The sequence below is a fragment of the Pseudomonas sp. GM102 genome, assembly GCF_000282555.1.
Taxonomy (GTDB): domain Bacteria; phylum Pseudomonadota; class Gammaproteobacteria; order Pseudomonadales; family Pseudomonadaceae; genus Aquipseudomonas.
The window spans coordinates 34,662-53,981 of the sequence record NZ_AKJB01000018.1 but is presented as its reverse complement, the minus strand read 5'-3'; the positions used below and the strand labels follow the sequence as shown (position 1 = coordinate 53,981).

The following is a 19,320-nucleotide window of genomic DNA, read 5'->3' as shown; positions in this document are numbered from 1 at the left end:
ACTCGTGGCCAGGCCAGGCGCGCACGCTGTTTGGCGACCATGACCGCTTCGTCGATACCTACTTCAAGACCTTCCGGGGCATGTATTTCACCGGCGACGGTGCGCGTCGTGACGCAGACGGTTACTACTGGATCACCGGTCGCGTGGATGACGTGCTTAACGTATCCGGCCACCGCATGGGCACCGCCGAGATCGAAAGCGCGATGGTCGCGCACCCGAAAGTCGCCGAAGCGGCGGTGGTCGGTGTGCCGCATGACATCAAGGGGCAGGGCATTTATGTCTACGTCACGTTGATCGGTGGCGAAGAGCCAAGCGAGCAACTGCGACTTGAGCTGAAAAACTGGGTGCGCAAGGAGATCGGCCCGATTGCTTCGCCGGATGTGATTCAGTGGGCGCCAGGGCTGCCGAAAACCCGTTCGGGCAAGATCATGCGTCGGATTCTGCGCAAGATTGCGACGGCGGAATACGATGGGTTGGGGGATATTTCGACCCTGGCCGATCCGGGTGTGGTGCAGCATTTGATTGATACGCACAAGACCATGAACGTCGCGTAAACACTGGTATTGAGTCACTCAAGCCCCGCCCGGCATTGCGCCTGGCGGGGCTTTTTAAGGCTTGGTCAAAGGCAGTCATTATTGGCCGTTGTTGATGTGGTGCCTGACAGATCGCCATCGCGAGCAGGCTCGCTCCCACAGGGGATCTGCGCCTGGCACAAATCTTATGCTCACAGGAGATCAACTGTGGGAGCGGGCTTGCTCGCGAAGAGGCCCGCACTGCCAACACGAAAACACCAGACAATCTCACTCGCCCAACCCTTCTCGAACCATGTCAAAAAAGGTCGTCAGGATACGTCGCGAACTCTGTGCCCGCAGACAAACCAATGTCTCGGTGAAGTGCCGCTGACAGTCAACGATCGGCAAGCCGCGAACCCGGGAGTCCGAGCCCAGCTCGGCTGCCGAGACGACCCCGACGCCCATGCCAATCGCCACGGCCTCGCGTGCCGCTTCACGCCCTTCCACTTCGATTGCCTTGCAAATGTGCAAACCCGCCGCCGCCATCTCCTCCTCCAGCGATAACCGTGTGACCGAACCTTGCTCGCGCAAGACCATGGGTGTGTTGTCCAGGTCGGCAAGGCAGATGGAATCCCGTTGCGCCCAGGGATGGTCATGGGCGACGAAGGCGAGCATTGGATCGCTGCGCAGGTGCAGCGTCATCAGGCGATCGTCCTCAATGTTGCGCCCCAGCAAGGCGATGTCGGCCTGGTGGCTGAACAACCGCTGCAGGACCTCGTCGGTATTGGCGGTTTCGATCTTCACCTCAACGCCGGGGTAACGGCTGCAGAAGCGTGAGACATAGGGCAAGACGTGCACCGGCGCATCCACGGCAAGGTTCAGGGTTCCCGTCGACAGGGTGCGGTAGTCCGTCAGCATGTCGTGGGCATCAATACTGATATCGAACAGGCGCTGGGTCAGGCCGAACAACCGCTCGCCCACTTCCGTCAGGCGCACCAGGCGCTTGTCGCGGTAGAACACCATCACCCCGTAATAATCCTCGAGCTTGCGCACCTGGTCGGATACCGCGGGTTGTGACAGGCAGAGTTGCTCGGCCGCCCGAGTGAAGCTGCCATTCATTGCAACGGCGTGAAACGCCTTGAGTTGGGTATGGGAAATCGTCATCGGCGCACCTCGCTATAGGTTCAGCTTATCTTGCCATACGATAAATCGATTTTATTTATGGACGATGAACTGCAAGCATGATTTTCACAAGTGCCGTCCTTCGTACCCATCAGGAATGCTTTATGGAAATTGAACGTTTCGCTGTGGCAAAACGCCGTTCGGACATGGTCCGGTACGACAACCATCTCTACATCGGAGGCCAGGTCGCCTCGGACCTCAGTGGTGATATCGGGGCGCAGACCCGCGAAGTGCTCACCGGTATCGAGCAGCTTTTGCTCAGCGCCGGCAGCAGCCGTGAGCGGGTGCTTTCGGTGCGCATCCTGCTCGCCCATCGCGAGGACTATGAAGGGCTGAACAGGGTCTGGGATGCGTTTTTCCCTGAAGGCCATGCGCCCACACGCGCTTGCACGCTGGCTGAGCTGATCGACCCCGGTTGGCGCGTGGAAATGATCGTGGTCGCCGCGTGCGGCTGATTGTGTCCTGAACCCTGCCTCTAACCGATCCAACGGAGATGACCCCATGCGCCCCTACTGGCTGGACCAGGCCCTGAAAAACCAACCCGCTACGCCCTGCCCTCCGCTGCAACAGAACACCCGCGCCGACGTCTGCATCGTCGGCGGTGGCTATACCGGTTTATGGACCGCCATCATGCTCAAGGAACAGAATCCCGAGTTGGACGTGGTCATCGTCGAATCCGATATCTGCGGTGCCGGTGCCAGTGGACGCAATGGTGGCTGCGCGCTGTCCTGGTCGGCCAAGTACTTCACCCTTGAGCGTTTGTTCGGCGTCAAAGAGGCGATACGCCTGGTCAAGGAATCGGAGCAGAGCATCTACGCCATCGGCACCTTTTGCGAAAAATACTCGGTGGATGCCGACTACCGTCTCGACGGCACGCTCTACACGGCGACCAACCGCGCCCAGGTCGGCTCGACCGACGGGGTGATCGCCGCACTGGAGCGCCATGGCATTAACTCTTTCTCCAAATGTGCGCTACCTGACGTGCAACGCATGGCCGGCTCGACTCGGCACATCGAGGGCTGGTTCTCGCCAGCGGCGGCCAGTGTGCAACCGGGCAAGCTGGTCCGTGGGCTGCGCCGGGTCGCACTGGAACTGGGCGTGCGTATTTTCGAGGGCACGCCGATGACCGGTCTGGAAGAGGGAATGCCGGCCATCGTCAATACGCCCAAAGGGAAAGTGACCTGCAACCGGGTCGTGCTGGCGATGAACGCCTGGATGGCCCGTGCCTTTCCACAGTTCTCGCGTTCGGTGGCCATCGTCTCCAGCGACATGATCATCACCGAGCCGCGACCTGATCTGCTCAAGCGGATCGGCTTGACCAGCGGAGTCACCGTACTCGACTCGCGGATATTCGTGCACTACTACCACAACACTCCGGACGGCCGAATCATGCTCGGCAAAGGGGGCAACACCTTCGCCTATGGCGGGCGCATCCTGCCGGTATTCGACCAGCCATCACCCTACGCAGGGCTGCTGCGCAACACGTTGACGGCGTTCTTTCCGGACTTTGCCGATGTCGGTATCGCCGCGACCTGGAATGGTCCTTCCGATCGCTCAGTCACCGGGGTGCCTTTCTTCGGCCGCATGGGCGCAAGCGGCAATATCTTCTATGGTTTCGGATATTCCGGCAGCGGTGTCGGTCCGTGCCATATGGGTGGACAGATCCTGTCGTCGCTGGTACTGGGCCTGGACAACCCTTGGACACGCTCGCCGCTGCTGCAAGGTCCGCTTGGCCATTTCCCACCGGAGCCGGTCCGCTACCTGGGTTCATTGATGGTGCGTAATGCCATTCGGCGCAAGGAGCAGGCCGAAGACCACAACCGCCCTCCTCGTCGACTGGATGTGCGTCTGGCGAAATTTGCGGCAGCCGCCGGCAAGGCGGACAAGGGATAACGCCTCGAACCAAACGGAATTTACGCATCAACAGGAAACTCCACCAGGTTCTTCGCCGAGCGTGGCCGACAGTATGCTAACCGCTGGTTGCTGTCGGAGGTGAGTGGATTCAACCGGTCGATAGCTGCCCTTGATGACAGGCAGCTATCGGGAGGGTTGGTCGCCGACGACTAGTGCGTCGGCGGGATCTACGAGCACACGTAGTCGACCTGATGCCGCGCGAGGCGTGTATTGCCCAGCTCGCCCCTCACCCGCAAATGTTCAGGGTGGGAGGCATAGGCATCCAGTGCTTCCTGCGAATCAAACTCGCTGTAGAGCACCACGTCGAAGCGCGGCCTCTACAGGACCCAGCCACAAAGCGGTACCTTCAGGTCCAGGTTAAGGGAAGATGGCAGCAGCCATTTACCCGACTCGGCTTATGGCGCTTCATTGCGCTTCGGCAAGGCGCTGTAGCCCGAAGGCGACTGTTCAAGCGTTTAAGCAGTCGCCGAACGTTCGAGGAAAACGTCGCGGGGCATCGATACGCTTGGCTTCGATTAGGTCGCACTCAACCAAGGCAGCTCGTTGCTGCGCAGAATCACCGATGCCGCCGTGAGTGCTCAGCGCTGTTCTTTTCAAACCAGCCGAATGAGCAAAAACACCAAAAGCACATTCAATACGGCCAGCGAACTCAGGCCCGCTAGCACGCCGCTAGCGCCCCAGGTCTGCAACAGGTATCCGCCAGCGAGCGGGGTCAAGGCCTGACCGATGAGCGAAGGCCGAGCCATGCGTCCCATCAGCAAAACATAATGGGTGGGCGACATCAGGGCCAGTGGCAGCAGGCCTCGCACGATCGCCCGCAAACCATTGCCCGCGCCGTAGATTACCAACCCCAGCGCGGTCATTGCCGGCGCGATGGTCACCAGCAACAGACCGATTGCCACGAATACCACGCTGATCAACGTCGTCCAGATAGGGTGTCGCTTTCGCGAAAACACTTGTAGAACGCGTGAGCCGACCTGGCTCGGCCCCAGCAAGGCGCTCAGTCCGATGGCGGCTGCAAGCGAGTAGCCCTGCCCCTGCAACAATGAAATCAGCTGGACAGATATCGCCGTCATGATCACTGCACCCAACGCGAAAATCAGCGTAAGCAACAGGTAGATCCGCCGGTCGATTGAGAGGTTTTCATCACTCATTGCATGGCTTTTTGCGAGTGGCCCCGCGCCACGCGCCAGTACCCAGAGATAAAGCGGTGCCACGGCAATGACCAATAACACCCCATAAGCCACGCACGTCGCGCGCCAGCCAATGTGCTCGATGACCAGCGCGACCGCAGGCCATGACAGCGTTGTCGCAAACCCTGAAATAAGCGTGATCCCGGTAATCGCACTGCCCGCCCGCTCCCCGTATAGAGAACCTAAAGCGGCGAATAGCGCTTCATACAGCCCCAACGCCATACCGACGCCAATCACTGCCCAAGACAAAAGAAACATCGGCAACGAGGTCGAACTCGCCATCAGAAACAACCCGATGGCGACGCCCAGGCCGCTACTGGCCAGGATGGGGCGGCCGCCGTAGCGGGCGATAAGCCGGCTGGTCAATGGTGCCAGCAGCGCGGACACCAGAATGCTCAGAGACAGCGCGCCATACACCCATTGGCTGGCCCAACCAGTCTCTCTCATGATCGGATCGGCCATGACGGCCATCAGGAAGAACGAACCTCCCCAGACCAGCACTTGCAGCATCCCCAATATAAAAATGCCGAATACGCCAGGTAGTCGCGTTTGATGGTTCAAGACAGTGTCATCAGTGGTGAGAAAAAGCAGAAGTCGTGAGCAGTTGCGCAACTACGGGTAGGGGTTAACCGATTGGCCGATGGCTCAAAGCATGTGTCCAGCCCAGATCTTGCGATTGACCAGGTCGGCAGCAATTTCGATGAAGGCGTCTCCGACGAATTTGGCAGCCGGGCTGACGCGCCTGTCCGCCGGAAAAACCTGAACCAGTTTGCGCATGGGCACCGGATCGATCAGCGGCGCCGCACACAGCATGCCGGCTTCGACTTGGGCGTAAATCGACGCCAGTGGCAACGCCGTCATACCGAAGCCATTGCGAACCAGATCGATCATCGCGCCGAACGAGTCAGCCTCAACACTGGTCTTGAGCTTGATCCCGACGTCTCTGGCACAGTTATCCAGGATGACCCGAAGGCCATGTCGGGCGCTTGGCAATACCAGTTGCTGCTCGGCCAGGGAGGCAAAGGTTACCGGCGTGTCGATGCGCAGGTTGGCGCTGGCGGGGCCGACCAGCAGCAGGTTTTCCATCATCACCGGCACAATCCTGAGCGTATGCAGGGGTTGCGGATCGTAGGAAATGGCCAGTTCCAATTCGCCGCGCTGCACCCAGTCCAGCAGATAGCCGCTGTAGGCCGAGGAAAATCGGACGGCCAGATTGGGATGCGCCTCGCGGATCTTGCGCACCAACGGTACGGTGACAATCTCGGCAACCGTCGGCGTCGTACCGATGACCACCGTTCCACGAAAAGACGATCGGCCACCGACAACCGAGCTTCTGATCGATTCCATTTCCTCCATGATTCGGGTGGCATGAGCCAGCACTTCCCGACCGACGTCGGTAATTTCCATCCCGCGCCCGTGTCGTTCGAACAGGTAGGCGCCGAGCTCTTTCTCCAACATTCTGATTTGTCGGCTAAGGGCCGGTTGCGCGATGTGAAGCCGATCCGAGGCCTTGCTGAGACTGCCGAGTTCGGCCACATGAATCAGGGTTTTGAGTTGAACGACATCCATTACCAGGCCAGTCAGCATCGGGGTCGGCGCGATATGCGTCGAAAGTGCTGTGAGTGTAATCGCATTTGCGCACCTTGGAATGCCCCGCGAACCGCGTGTCGTGAGGCCTCAAGGCTTTCGAGCTGCCTGTATGCCCCAGCCCGCCGGGGCTGCACGCCAAGCTATAGAATTTAGGTATATCAGTTAGGCCTGCCTGACGGCTTATTACCCTCCTCACTCTGCGGTAGCGTGCAATCAACGTCGGCGCCAAAGAGCGCTCGACTCACTACAAGAATAAGATTCGAGGGCTCGCGCCATGATGTTCAACGCTTCGTATTACCTGACCTGTCCGATTTCCCCGGGCCACATACAGCTCGCCACGCTCGTGCATCCTCCCTCCTCCTTCTCTTCAGAAAATCCGGCCGTGAGCGGGTTCGCGCCTCGTCGTTAAGCCCAACAACCCATCGAGCCAGTCACGTTCGGACGCGCATCAGCGTGCTCCTCGTATCGCCTCGCCTTGAAGAAAGGGTGAACAACATGTCCGCATCAATCACAGACGCCAAAGATCACGCCGCCGAAACCGCTCCGATGAAAGCGCCAAACCGCGTAAAAGCCATCATGGGTGCCTGCTCGGGCAATCTGGTGGAGTGGTACGATTTTTTCATTTACGCCTACACCGCCATTTACTTTGCCGCTTCGTTTTTCCCCAAGGGGGACACCACCAGCCAACTACTGGCAACTGCCGGGGTTTTCGCCGTCGGCTTTTTCATGCGCCCGCTCGGTGGCTGGATTTTCGGCTGGATCGCTGACACTCGCGGCCGCAAGGTTTCGATGATTATCTCGGTGTTCATGATGTGCGCCGGCTCGCTGCTGATCGCCGTCATGCCGACCTACGCGACCATAGGGGTCGCGGCACCGATTCTGCTCGTGGTGGCCAGGCTGATCCAGGGCCTGTCCGTCGGTGCGGAATATGGCACCGGCGCCACCTACATCAGCGAAATCGCGACACCGGGCCGCCGCTGTTTCTATGGATCGTTCCAGTACTTCACCATCATTGCCGGGCAGTTGTTGGCCTTGATGACCGTGGTCATTCTCCAGCAAACCCTGACCGGCGATGAGTTGCGTGAATGGGGCTGGAGGATTCCGTTTTTCATCGGCGCCCTGAGCTCGATCGTGGTGGTGTATCTGCGGCGCGCCATGCATGAAACCGCGACCAAAAAAGACATGAACCGCAAAGACGCCGGCTCTCTGCGCGGCATGTTCAAACACAAACGGGCAGTCGCCCTGGTCGTGGCGTTCACCATCGGCGGTTCGCTGTACTTCTATACCTTCACCACCTACATGCAGAAGTACCTGGTGATCTCCGCCGGTTTCAGCCCGGAGACGGTGAGTTTCATCATGACCGCCGCCCTGGTCGGTTTCATGCTCTGCCAGCCACTGTTTGGCTTGCTCGCTGACCGTATCGGGATCAAGGCGCACATGCTGATGTTTTCCGGATTGGCCATGCTGCTGGTGATCCCCCTGCTCTATTCGCTGCAGTCGGTTAGCAGCCCGTTTACAGCGTTCCTGCTGGTGTTTGGCGGCCTGGTCATTGCGTCGCTCTACACCCCGATTGCCGGGATCGTCAAAGCTGAACTGTTCCCGCCTGCGGTGCGTGCGCTGGGCGTAGGCTTTCCGTATGCCGTCGGCAACGCCGCATTCGGTGGCACTGCCGAGTACGTGGCCCTGTCACTCCGATCACAGGGTGTCGAGGCGTATTTTTTCTTCTATGTCGCGGCGGTAGTGACCATCACCTTCATCGCGGCGATGTTGATGCCGAATCTTTCGCGCTATGGGTACATCAGCGGTAGCGGTGAGATCGAAGAGCGCACTGGGCTCAAGGGTTGTTCAAAACCGAGTGCTGCCAGGGTCTGACCCTTACAACGGCACGATTGAAAAGCGCCCATCGGGTACCCGGCCATGGCCGGGTTTTGCTGTTTATCAGCTGCGCCAACTCGATGCTCTCAGTCAATAATGGAGCACTTTTTCTCAACTGAGCCCGAGTAATGATCACGTTCAAGCAACTGGAAGCTATTTACTGGATTGTGGAACTGGGTAGCTTCGAATCCGCCGCCATGAAACTGAACATGTCCCAGTCGGCCATCTCCAAGCGTATTCAGGAGTTGGAGGATGCCTTCGACATGCCGATTTTTGATCGTTCAAAACGCAGTGCGCGCCTCACGGAAAAAGGCACGGAGTTGTTCGAGCAGGCCACGGAGATTCTGCGCCAGCGCGATTACCTGCTTGAACGCATAAGCTCCAAGGAAGTGCTGGTCAGGCGCTTTCGCATCGGCGTCACCGAGCTGACCGCCATGACCTGGCTCCCAACACTGATCGAAGGTATACGTAGCGCTTATCCCAAAGTGGCACTGGAACCCTCGGTCGAGCTCAGCACCGAACTGGTGGCTAAACTGGAGAACGATCAGCTCGACCTGATCATCGTTCCCGACATTTTTGCCGACGCGCGTTTCGTCAGTACCCCCTTGAGCTCGGTGGAGAATGCCTGGATGTGTGCACCTTCGCTGCATCAGGGCAACGAAATCATGAACATGCAAGCCATTTCCTCGTACACCGTCCTGACTCAGGGCGGCGGCTCCGGCACCGGGTTGATCTATGAACGCTGGTTTGCCCAGAATGATGTTCGGGTCAACCGTACGATCAAAAGCAACTACCTGATCGCTCAGCTGGGCCTGACCCTGTCCGGTGTCGGCATCAGCTACCTGCCTCGCCAGTGTCTCTCGCCGTTGGTGGATCAGGGCCGCCTGCAGGTCATCGAAACCGAGCCGGCGCTGCCTCCCATCCACTACATCGCCGTGCACCGCGCTGATCGTCTTCAGGGCCTCAGTGTCGAGGTTGCACGTCTGGCAGCGCGTTGCTGTGATTTCAGCCGCATGGTGTGGTAACACAGGCGCTGGATACGAGAAAAAAAGCGATGCTTTTGCATAGATAAATATCGCTAATAGTGCCGAGCGACCTTTCTTACTATGAACGCATAGCCCACAAGGGTTCAGTCGTTTATGGAGGTCGCAATGTCATTGCCCGGTTCACGCATCTTCCCTTCTCCGCCCCAGGCTCCACGTTCACTTTTGGAAGCCTTTCAGAACGTAGTCACACCACATATCAGCGACAATCTGGGGCGTCACATCGGTGCCCGAGGTCTGACACGCTACAACCTCAAAGGCAAACTGGTGGGCACCGCCCTCACAGTGAAGACTCGCCCCGGCGACAACCTTTACATCTACAAGGCACTGACGCTGATCGAACCGGGACATGTGCTGGTGATCGACGCCCAGGGTGACGCGACCAATGCGGTCATCGGTGAGCTGATCAAGCTCTATGCCCAGCAACGTGGCTGTGTCGGTTTCGTCGTCGACGGCGCCATCCGCGATGTCGCCAGTTTTGAAGACACGCCGTGCTATGCCCGCAGTGTGGTGCATTGCGGCCCCTACAAAAGCGGCCCCGGTGAGATCAATGTCCCGGTGTCCATCGGCGGGATGATCATAAACCCAGGCGACATCATTGTCGGTGACGAAGATGGACTGGTTGCCTTCTCTCCCGAACACGCCGAACAGGTTCTGTTCAAGGCGCGAGAGCATGATGCCCACGAACAGCAGGTCAAAGCCGAAATCGCCACTGGCGCCATCGACCAGTCATGGCTGGACAAGGTGCTGGAAAAGGCCGGTCTGGCGAACTGAGTTCCGCTAAGAAGCGATCCTGAATTCCCTTTAGCACGTTATTGACTGCGCTATTTTTGCCGGGCTTTCAGCCCGGTTTTTTTTGCGCGCACATTTCATACAGCGCGAATCAGGCCTCACAGTTTCATCAATAAAAGCGATCTTTTGACAGGAGTATTTGTCGCTTTTTTTACGGTTTCATAATTATTACTTTGGCCGGACAACACCGACAAAAACAAGGTCCGCCCCATGTCTATGCCTGAAGTCATAAAACCAGCCGTGCGCAGCAAATACCGTTGGGTGGTTGCGGCCCTGATTTTTTTAATTTACACCATTGCTGCCGCCGACCGAGCCAACCTGGGTGTCGCGCTACCGTTCATTCGTAAAGAGTTTGAAATGAGTAATGCCGAGGCCGGCGGGTTGATGAGTTTGTTTCTGCTGGCCTATGCATTGGCACAGATCCCTTCCGGTTTTGCCTTTGGCCGTTTCGGTGTCCGCAAGATCCTGCCGGGCGCCATGGTACTGACCTCATTGCTGACCGGCCTGGTAGGAACCGCCGGCTCACTGTTGGCTTTGAAGCTGTACCGCCTGGGTCTTGGCCTTGCTGAAGGGCCATTGCCGATCAGCATGACCACGACCATCAACAACTGGTTTCCTGCACGGGAAAAAGGCACTGCGTCAGGGATCTTTCTGTCTGCGGTCAAGTTCGGACCGGTGATCGTGCCACCACTCTGTGCCGTGATCATTTCGGTATGGGGCTGGCGAGAGATCTTCTACTTCTTTGCCGTGCCCGGCATCGCACTGGCAGTCGTCTGGTATTTCATGGTCACCGACCATCCCTCCCGGAGCCGGTTCGTCAACGCAGCCGAACTCAGCTACATCATCGAGGAAACCGGCAACACTGAAGCCCCCAAGCAAACCCGCCCCCAGAAGACTCCAACCTGGGTAAGCAAACTCGATCGAGTGATACGTGCCCGCCATGAAACGCCCCTGGAGACCAATCGGCAGGTGTTCAAGTCCTGGAACATCTGGGGCTGTGCCACCAGCTACTGCTTCCAGCTGGGCGTATCGAGCGTGCTGCTGGCCTGGATTCCGACCTACTTGATGACCGTCAAACAGTTCTCGATCATGAACATGGGGCTGGTGTCGGCTGCGCCATGGGTGGGCGCCGTGCTCGGCAACCTGCTGGGTGGTTTCTGCTCGGACCGACTGATGGGCGGGCGGCGCAAACCCGGGATGCTGCTGTCTGCGCTCGGCACGTCGCTGATGATGTACCTGCTAATCAATTCGCCCGCCGAACCCCTGCCCTACGGCTTGTTGCTGATGCTGACCGGCGTTGTGCTGAGCCTGGGTTTCTCTTCCTACATGGTTTATCCGATGGGGCTGACGACCAAAAAAACGTTCCCCATCTCCAACGCCGTCGTGAATATGGTCGGTCAGTTGGGCGCGGCGGCCACTCCTTTCATTACCGGGCTATTGCTGGACAACTATGGCTGGAACTATGTGTTCGCCTGGCTGGCGGTCGGCTCATTTATTAGCTTCATCCTCTTGCTGACCATTTCCGAGCCACGGCAGAGATCGAGCAACCCTGGCTGAACCGCGCCCGGAATAAAGCCGCGCCGCTCGTTTGAGCGGCTTCTGTCTGAAAGATTTTGTCATCGCTACGAGGGGGCATGAGAAAGCCGACGGCGAAGATGCCGGCGGTTGCGAGCAGCTGGCTTGTTGTGTCGCCTTTGGGAAAATCGTAGCCGCAAAGTCGATGGCGGTATGATCCCTACAAATGCACAGTTGACTCGATGGGAGCAGGGAACTGTTCGCGCACGATATCGACAAGCGCGTCGACCAAAGGATTACTGCGGGCAGCATTCCAGGCCAAAGCACTGGTTACCAGCCGAAATTTTTGTTGCAGGGGTCGTATCACGACGTTTTTGGGCGCCAGCTTTTCGAGCGCATACGGCACCAGTGCAATGCCCTGGCCGCAACTTACAAAGGCTATCTGCGAGCCGATCGAGCGGACCTCATGCATGATTTTCGGGCGGAAACCGCATTGCTGACAGCAGCTAACGATGTAGTCAAAAAAAACAGGACTGCCGCTGCGGGCGAACATGATCTGTACCTCTGCAGCCAAGTCTCGCAGATCCACAGAGGCTTCATTAGCTAGCGGATGATTTCTGGAAAGCGCTACCGCAAGCTGGTCCTGGACAAGAGCAATCGAGCGGATGGGCTCGTAGTAACCACCTTCGATTCGTGCGAAAGCCACGTCGATGTCGCCAGACTCCAATGACGGGATGGCCTCCCCGCTATCGATTTCCCGAATAAACACTGAAATATTCGGGAACCGCTCCTTGAGCTGCTCAATGAGATCAGGGAGCACCTCAAGCAAGGCTGCGTTGATTGCGCCTATCGTCAGAACTCCCGTTTGCCCTGCAACGGCTTCATGTACTGCAAGCTCCAGGCGTTCCAACTGCTCTGCGAATTTTCGTACTGCCGGCATGATCGCCATACCCGTTGGGGTGAGGATCGCGCCCTTACTGGTGCGCTCAAACAACTTTACCCGTAAGGAATTTTCCAGAACCTTGATCTGTTCGGTCAACGGTGGCTGGGACATGCCCAGCCTTTTGGCGGCACGACCAAAATGCTGTTCCTCGGCGACCGCAAGGAACAGCCAGAGATGACGGATAAGTCGAAAATTGATCATAGAATTCCTGAATCAAACTCGCAAAACGGGTGTGAGCAGTAGCGCATTCGGCGGGTTGGAAAGCCAGGCGAGCATGCCCCGACGTTGCACAGGCACTCCCGATACGACTGGCGTATCGGGACGTTAGCATATTCGTAATGTACCTGTGGATCATGGCCGTAAATACTTGGCCCCATCGTCAACACAGGGTTTCACAGCCTGCAGAGCAAGGGCTCGTGAGCATGCCCTTGGCAGCCAACCAGGTTACTCACCACAAGGAATCTCGCCGTGCAAAAGTTTGATTTGGACCTGATTCTGAAGGCACAACGCCGACTTCAAGGACAAGTAGTGCGTACCCCACTTCTGAGCTCTGCGATGCTGAATGATATCGTCGGCGCGGATGTTTACGTGAAGGCTGAATGCCTGCAAAAGACCGGGGCGTTCAAGTTTCGCGGTGCCATGTTCAAACTGGCCGAACTGGCACCCAGTGACAGAAACAAGGGCGTTATCACGTATTCGGCAGGCAACCATGGCCAAGCAGTTGCTGCGGCCGCTCACCAGTGGGGCTGTCCGTCAGTCGTCGTGATGCCCGAGCATGCGCCAAAAATCAAGCAGGATAACTGCCGCTGGTGGGGGGCAGAGGTTGTTCTATACAACAAGGACGTCGAGGATCGTGAGGACGTTACCCAGCGGCTGATTGAACGCCGCGGCCTGACCTTCGTCTCGCCTTTCGATGACCCCTTTATCATGGCGGGCCAAGGCACCATCGGTCTCGAAATCGCGGAGCAGTTGGCTGAAGTGGGAGCAAGTCCCGACTCCGTGTGGTTGGGTTGCAGCGGCGGCGGCTTGGCATCCGGGACTTTGACCGCAATGCGCGCCAAGTGTGGCCATTTCGAGAGCGTTCTTGTCGAGGCAGAAGGCTATACGAAATGGCAAACAGCGCTGCAAAAGGGGGAACCGGTGAAGCTCAAGCTATTGCCCAAAACGCTGCTCGACGGGATTGCCGGTCCCGCTGTCGGTGCACTCCCCTTCGAAGTATTGAAACCTATTCAACCGCGTACTGAAGTCGCTTATCTGGAAGATGCCTTCCAAGGCATGCGTGCAGCATTTCAGTACCTCAAACTTGTCCTTGAGCCGGGCGGTGCAGCCGCCCTCGGAACGCTGATAAGAGAAAAGGCGCGTTATGAGGGCAAAACTGTCGTGGTGGTTTGCTCTGGCGGGAACGTTGATCCAGACGTCTTCCTACAAGCCTGGGCCAACTGAGTCATTCATTTTTGAAGCGTTTGGCATCGCCAGAGGCGTGAAGAAAACCATTGGAGACTTTGATCATGAATAGTGTTCTGGAAAAACTGGCCGCATTGGGTTTGGAGTTGCCGAAGTTCAATACGCGAGGCGGCAACTATCAGTTGTACACCCGTTTCGGGAACCTGATTTATACGGCGGGTCAAGTATGCCTGCAAGACGACGTCTTGCTATACAAAGGAACCGTAGGAACGGAAATTGATATTGATACCGCCCAGGCTGCGGCGCGAGTCTGCGCACTCAATCTTCTTTCCATTGCCAATGAAGCGAGCGATGGCCAACTCGACCGCATACGTGTTTTGAAGGTTAATGGTTATGTTAAGTGCCTTCCTGACTTCGAGCAGCAAGCGAAGGTGATTGATGGGGCTTCAAATCTTTTTATAGAGCTTTTCGGCCAAGAGCGCGGCGGCCATGCCCGGGCAGCGGTAGGCGTTGCCGCCATCCCGCGAGGGGCGCCTGTAGAAGTTGAAGCAATCTTTGCGATCGACTGATCACAGCAGACGAAGCGTCTCAATACGATCTGGCTATGAAAGCTGGCTGACATAATAAAAACACCCTGCAGTTCTAGAAATCTGCCGTTGATGTACAACAAGTAGAAAATCATGCAGTTGCCACTGAGCTCATCTTGGCTCGGGCTTCATTTCTGGAGGTTTTATGCGTATTCGCAATATTGCCAAACTGATGGCATTGTCTGTTGCATTTCTGTCCCACGAAGGGATGAGTGCAGAGCTATCCGGCACACTAAAAAAAGTAAAAGAATCAGGCACAATCACATTAGCCTACCGTGATGCGGCGATTCCTTTTTCCTACCTCGCCGACGCCTCTGGTGTACCGGTTGGCTACTCCCAGGATATTCAATCCAAAGTTGTCGAAGCATTGAAAAAAGACCTCGACCTACCCAACTTGAAAATACAGTACAACCTTGTCACTTCACAAACCCGAATACCGCTGATTCAAAATGGCACCGTCGACATTGAATGTGGTTCAACGACAAACAATGCCGAACGTCAGCAGCAGGTCAGCTTTTCTGTTGGCATATTTGAGATCAGCACCCGACTGCTGACAACCAAACAATCGTCTTACAAAGATATTGATGACCTTAAAGGACGCAATGTAGTAACCACTGCGGGTACAACCGCCGAGCGACTGCTGCGCTCAACGAACGTTGAAAAACAGTTAGGCATGAACATTATCTCAGCCAAGGACCACGGCGAATCATTCCAACTGTTGGAAACTGGCCGTGCAGTTGCTTGGCTGCAGGACGACGCGCTGTTGGCGGGTGAACGTGCAAAATCGAGGAACCCGGATCGATGGACTATATCCGGTGCTGCGCAATCTCGTGAGATTTACGGATGTATGTTGCGCAAGGGTGACGATGCGTTCAAGCAAGCAGTGGACGGTGCTATCAAGGCTCTTTATGCATCAGGTGAAATCAACGAAATCTACAGCAAATGGTTTCAGCACCCCATACCCCCTAAAGGCTTGAGCCTGGATTATCCGATGCCCAATGAGGTCAAGGAACTTTATGCCAACCCTACAGATCAGCCCGCGCCTGCAACAATGCCGTAAGCCTCCGCTGGAGACACTCAGGTGATCGCGTAAAGGCAGAAATCGCAACCGGGGCATTCAACCAGTCGTGGATTAAAAGTGTCTTGATCAAGGCCAATTTTGCTTAAACACGAAAGATCGGTAACAGGAGGCAGTCACCATCGGCCCCTCGATACAATAAAACTATATTTGGTTTGTATCTCTGCCATTTATCTTCAACGCGCCAGCTATAGCGCCTTGGCATAGCTGCTATTCATCACGAGCCATATCACGCGCTGCGTGGCAATGGTAGTTTGAATCCGTCATATGTCAAAATAACAACAACAGGATACGGCAATGATCACAGCTATCAGCAAACACCTTCTATTGCTACAAAAAGGCACCACACTGGCACAATACTGGGTACTCCCCAGCCTCGCGCAAAACGAATAGCATTTCACTCACATCATTAAAGCCTGCCAAAAATTAAGTAGAATCGATGCTGGCAAACTCGGCGCGTTCAATTGCCGTATTAGCTGGCGTATGGGTCTAGAAGAACCCGTTAAGCTAATTTGAGGATTTCCTGATGCGTATGTTCACTAAACTGTTGAGCGCCGCGATAGCAGCAGCCATCATCAGCCCATCATTAATGGCTGCTGAACTCACCGGCACGCTTAAAAAAATCAAACAGTCGGGCACCATTACGGTCGGCCACCGCGACTCATCGATCCCCTTTTCCTACATCGCGGACACCTCCGGGATGCCGATCGGCTATTCCCAAGACATCCAGCTTAAAATTATCGAGTCCATCAAAAAAGAGTTAGGTATTCCCAACCTGAAAGTGAAGTACAACCTGATTACCGCCCAGAACCGCATCCCCCTGGTTCAGAATGGCACCGTAGACCTGGAGTGCGGTTCGACGACAAACAATGCCGAACGCGCACAACAGGTTGACTTCTCAGTAGGCATATTTGAAGTAAGCACTCGCCTGTTGTCCAAGAAAGACTCCGTCTACCAAGACTTCGACAACCTGAAAGGCAAGAACGTGGTCACCACCGCCGGGGGTACATCCGAACGCCTGCTTAGGGCAATGAACGCTGAGAAGCAGATGGGTATGAACATCATCTCGGGGAAAGACATTGGCGAGTCGTTCCAAATGTTGGAGACCGGTCGTGCCGTTGCATTCATGCAAGACGATGCCCTGTTGGCAGGTGAAAGGGCCAAAGCCAGGAATCCCGGTGAATGGGCAGTAACAGGCACCGCACAATCACAGGACATGTACGGTTGTATGATGCGCAAGGGGGACGAAACTTTCAAAAAAGTGGTGGATGACACGATTAAAGCCATCTTCTCCTCGGGTGACATCAACGCTATTTATGATAAATGGTTTAATCAGCCCATCCCCCCGAAAGGCCTGAACCTTAACTTCCCCATGAGCCTTGAACTCAAAGAGCTCATTGCCAACCCTATCGACAAGCCTGCACCTGCCGCAACTCTTTAACTACCTCATTGATCTGCTCATGTCCGCCATGCGCGGACATGAGGCATGTTGCATGCACAAAAATATTTGTTTGGAAGGTGTTTTCTATGAATTACAACTGGGATTGGGGCGTATTTTTAAAATCCACTGGAGTGGGACATGAAACCTATTTCAGTTGGTTTATTTCAGGTCTGGGCTGGACCATCGCGATTGCAGTAGTCGCCTGGATAATAGCGTTGCTGTTGGGCTCAGTGCTCGGTGTCATGCGAACCGTGCCAAATCGCATCGTGTCGAGCATTGCCAGCCTGTATGTGGAGGTGTTCCGAAATGTCCCACTTTTAGTACAACTATTTATCTGGTATTTCCTGGCACCCGATCTGCTGCCTGAGCACCTGCAGGAGTGGTACAAGCAGGACCTGAACCCGACCACCTCGGCCTACTTGAGCGTCGTCGTATGCCTCGGTCTTTTCACGGCCGCTCGTGTCTGTGAACAAGTCCGTACAGGCATTCAGGCGCTACCCCGTGGCCAGGAAGCCGCCGCTCGCGCCATGGGCTTCAGGCTGCCACATATTTACTGGAACGTGCTGCTGCCTCAGGCGTACCGGATCATCATTCCGCCGCTTACCACCGAGTTTCTGGCCGTATTCAAAAACTCATCGGTGGCTTCGCTGATCGGCCTGATGGAACTGCTGGCGCAAGCCAAACAAACAGCTGAATTCACCGCCAACCTGTTCGAAGCCTTCACCCTGGCCACGCTCATCTACTTCACCTTGAACATGGGACTGATGCTGCTCATGCGCAAAGTCGAGAAGAAAGTCGCCGTACCCGGCCTGATTTCCATAGGTGGTAAATGATGGAATTCGATTTCAGCGACATCACTTCTGCCCTTCCCGGCTTGTTGAACGGCATGCTCATGACCTTGCAACTGATGGCGATGGGCGTCGTCGGAGGGATCATCCTCGGCACGATCCTGGCATTGATGCGCCTGTCCCACAGCAACGTGTTGTCGCGCATTGCCGGCACCTACGTGGACTACTTCCGTTCCATCCCACTGCTGCTAGTGATCACCTGGTTTTACCTCGCGGTCCCGTTCGCGCTGCGCTGGATCACTGGCGAAGACACGCCGATCGGCGCGTTCACCTCGTGTGTCGTGGCCTTCATGATGTTCGAAGCAGCGTACTTCTGCGAAATCGTCCGGGCCGGCGTGCAGGCGATTCCCAAAGGCCAGATGGGCGCTGCCCAGGCACTGGGGATGAACTACGGCCAGATGATGCGACTGATCATCCTGCCGCAAGCGTTTCGCAAGATGACCCCGCTGCTGCTTCAACAGAGCATCATCCTGTTTCAGGACACCTCGCTGGTTTACACCGTTGGCTTGGTGGACTTCCTCAACGCCTCTCGTTCGAGTGGCGACATCATCGGTCGCGCCAATGAATTCCTGATCGTTGCGGGCCTGGTGTATTTCACTATCAGCTTTGCCGCCTCGCGGGTGGTCAAGCGTCTACAAAGAAGGTTCGCTGAATGATTTCTATCAAGAACGTCGACAAATGGTATGGAAACTTCCAGGTACTTACGAATTGCAGCGTTGAGGTCAAAAAAGGCGAAGTGATTGTGGTGTGCGGGCCGTCCGGTTCTGGCAAATCCACCCTGATCAAATGCGTGAACGCCCTGGAACCGTTCCAGAAAGGCGACGTGATCGTCGATGGCACGTCCATCGCTCACCCGAAGACCAACCTGCCGAAACTGCGTTCGCGCGTGGGCATGGTGTTCCAGCATTTCGAACTGTTCCCGCACCTGACCATCACCGAAAACCTGACCATCGCGCAGATCAAAGTGCTGGGCCGCAGCAAGGAAGAAGCCACCAGGAAAGGCCTGCAATTGCTTGAGCGGGTCGGTCTCTCGGCCCATGCCCACAAGCATCCGGGCCAGCTCTCCGGCGGCCAGCAGCAGCGCGTGGCAATTGCCCGGGCCTTGGCGATGGACCCGGTGGTGATGCTGTTCGACGAACCGACCTCTGCCCTTGACCCGGAAATGGTCAACGAAGTGCTCGACGTGATGGTGCAACTGGCCCACGAAGGCATGACCATGATGTGCGTGACCCATGAAATGGGCTTCGCTCGCAAAGTGGCGAACCGGGTGATCTTCATGGACCAGGGCCAGATTATCGAAGACTGCCCCAAAGAGCAGTTCTTCGGCGACATCAGCGTCCGCTCCGAACGAGCGCAGCAGTTTTTGGGCAAAATTCTGCAACATTAAACGAGTGATCCTGCGT

The 19,320-nt window shown here is 56.4% G+C and carries 19 protein-coding genes; 14 read left to right on the top strand and 5 right to left on the bottom strand.

The window, feature by feature from the left end; translation table 11 throughout:
* Positions 1-554 (top strand): AMP-binding enzyme (locus PMI18_RS24220; RefSeq protein ID WP_007896368.1); only part of this gene is annotated, 554 nt, incomplete at its 5' end.
* A 246-nt stretch (positions 555-800) separates the two neighbouring features.
* Here PMI18_RS24220 and PMI18_RS24225 read toward each other — a convergent pair.
* Positions 801-1,676: a LysR substrate-binding domain-containing protein gene (locus PMI18_RS24225; protein WP_007896366.1), complete on the bottom strand. Its 876-nt coding sequence runs from the start codon at positions 1,674-1,676 to the stop codon at positions 801-803.
* A 122-nt stretch (positions 1,677-1,798) separates the two neighbouring features.
* Here PMI18_RS24225 and PMI18_RS24230 point away from each other — a divergent pair, with 122 nt between their 5' ends.
* Positions 1,799-2,149, top strand: a complete 351-nt coding sequence (locus tag PMI18_RS24230) for a RidA family protein (RefSeq protein ID WP_007896363.1) — start codon at positions 1,799-1,801, stop codon at positions 2,147-2,149.
* Between the two features lie 46 nt (positions 2,150-2,195).
* Positions 2,196-3,587 (top strand): FAD-dependent oxidoreductase, encoded by a 1,392-nt coding sequence (locus PMI18_RS24235; protein ID WP_007896361.1) that lies wholly within the window; start codon positions 2,196-2,198, stop codon positions 3,585-3,587.
* 188 nt (positions 3,588-3,775) lie between these two features.
* On the opposite strand, the gene PMI18_RS30050 is transcribed toward PMI18_RS24235, so the two are convergent.
* The 3 genes from PMI18_RS30050 to PMI18_RS24245 form a co-directional block, all read right to left on the bottom strand.
* Positions 3,776-3,907: a Dabb family protein gene (locus PMI18_RS30050; protein ID WP_443200863.1), complete on the bottom strand. Its 132-nt coding sequence runs from the start codon at positions 3,905-3,907 to the stop codon at positions 3,776-3,778.
* A 294-nt stretch (positions 3,908-4,201) separates the two neighbouring features.
* Positions 4,202-5,311 carry an MFS transporter gene (locus PMI18_RS24240; protein ID WP_007896360.1) on the bottom strand — a complete coding sequence of 370 codons (1,110 nt, stop codon included), beginning with the start codon at positions 5,309-5,311 and terminating at the stop codon, positions 4,202-4,204.
* A gap of 135 nt (positions 5,312-5,446) precedes the next feature.
* Positions 5,447-6,388, bottom strand: a complete 942-nt coding sequence (locus PMI18_RS24245; RefSeq protein ID WP_007896359.1) for a LysR family transcriptional regulator — start codon at positions 6,386-6,388, stop codon at positions 5,447-5,449.
* A 498-nt stretch (positions 6,389-6,886) separates the two neighbouring features.
* Here PMI18_RS24245 and PMI18_RS24250 point away from each other — a divergent pair, with 498 nt between their 5' ends.
* From PMI18_RS24250 to PMI18_RS24265, 4 genes are all read left to right on the top strand, one after another.
* Positions 6,887-8,263, top strand: coding sequence for an MFS family transporter (locus PMI18_RS24250; protein ID WP_007896356.1), 1,377 nt, complete (start codon positions 6,887-6,889; stop codon positions 8,261-8,263).
* Positions 8,264-8,394: 131 nt separating this feature from the next.
* Positions 8,395-9,291 (top strand): LysR family transcriptional regulator, encoded by an 897-nt coding sequence (locus PMI18_RS24255; protein ID WP_007896355.1) that lies wholly within the window; start codon positions 8,395-8,397, stop codon positions 9,289-9,291.
* Positions 9,292-9,417: 126 nt separating this feature from the next.
* A complete protein-coding gene (locus PMI18_RS24260) occupies positions 9,418-10,083 on the top strand; it encodes an RraA family protein (RefSeq protein WP_007896354.1) in 666 nt (221 codons plus the stop codon).
* A gap of 228 nt (positions 10,084-10,311) precedes the next feature.
* A complete protein-coding gene (locus PMI18_RS24265) occupies positions 10,312-11,658 on the top strand; it encodes an MFS transporter (protein ID WP_007896353.1) in 1,347 nt (448 codons plus the stop codon).
* A 178-nt stretch (positions 11,659-11,836) separates the two neighbouring features.
* Here the strand turns inward: PMI18_RS24265 and PMI18_RS24270 are convergent, their stop codons facing one another.
* A complete protein-coding gene (locus PMI18_RS24270; protein WP_007896352.1) occupies positions 11,837-12,760 on the bottom strand; it encodes a LysR family transcriptional regulator in 924 nt (307 codons plus the stop codon).
* A gap of 267 nt (positions 12,761-13,027) precedes the next feature.
* Here PMI18_RS24270 and PMI18_RS24275 point away from each other — a divergent pair, with 267 nt between their 5' ends.
* The 7 genes from PMI18_RS24275 to PMI18_RS24305 all read left to right on the top strand — a co-directional run bounded on the left by PMI18_RS24275 (position 13,028) and on the right by PMI18_RS24305 (position 19,304).
* Complete coding sequence (locus PMI18_RS24275) at positions 13,028-14,002, top strand: threonine ammonia-lyase (protein WP_033035907.1); 975 nt, start codon at positions 13,028-13,030, stop codon at positions 14,000-14,002.
* A gap of 65 nt (positions 14,003-14,067) precedes the next feature.
* The gene (locus PMI18_RS24280) at positions 14,068-14,532 is read left to right on the top strand and encodes a RidA family protein (protein ID WP_007896350.1); all 465 of its coding nucleotides are present in this window, start codon (positions 14,068-14,070) and stop codon (positions 14,530-14,532) included.
* A 190-nt stretch (positions 14,533-14,722) separates the two neighbouring features.
* Positions 14,723-15,610, top strand: a complete 888-nt coding sequence (locus PMI18_RS24285; protein WP_238542586.1) for a transporter substrate-binding domain-containing protein — start codon at positions 14,723-14,725, stop codon at positions 15,608-15,610.
* Between the two features lie 544 nt (positions 15,611-16,154).
* A complete protein-coding gene (locus PMI18_RS24290; RefSeq protein ID WP_007896347.1) occupies positions 16,155-17,069 on the top strand; it encodes a glutamate/aspartate ABC transporter substrate-binding protein in 915 nt (304 codons plus the stop codon).
* 86 nt (positions 17,070-17,155) lie between these two features.
* Complete coding sequence (locus tag PMI18_RS24295) at positions 17,156-17,902, top strand: amino acid ABC transporter permease (RefSeq protein ID WP_007896346.1); 747 nt, start codon at positions 17,156-17,158, stop codon at positions 17,900-17,902.
* Entirely contained in the window at positions 17,902-18,573 is a 672-nt protein-coding gene (locus PMI18_RS24300) for an amino acid ABC transporter permease (RefSeq protein ID WP_033035905.1), read from the top strand. The genes PMI18_RS24295 and PMI18_RS24300 overlap by 1 nt, the downstream gene beginning before the upstream one ends.
* Positions 18,570-19,304, top strand: coding sequence for an amino acid ABC transporter ATP-binding protein (locus tag PMI18_RS24305; RefSeq protein WP_007896343.1), 735 nt, complete (start codon positions 18,570-18,572; stop codon positions 19,302-19,304). Before PMI18_RS24300 ends, PMI18_RS24305 begins: the two co-directional genes overlap by 4 nt.
* The last annotated feature ends 16 nt before the right edge of the window (positions 19,305-19,320 follow it).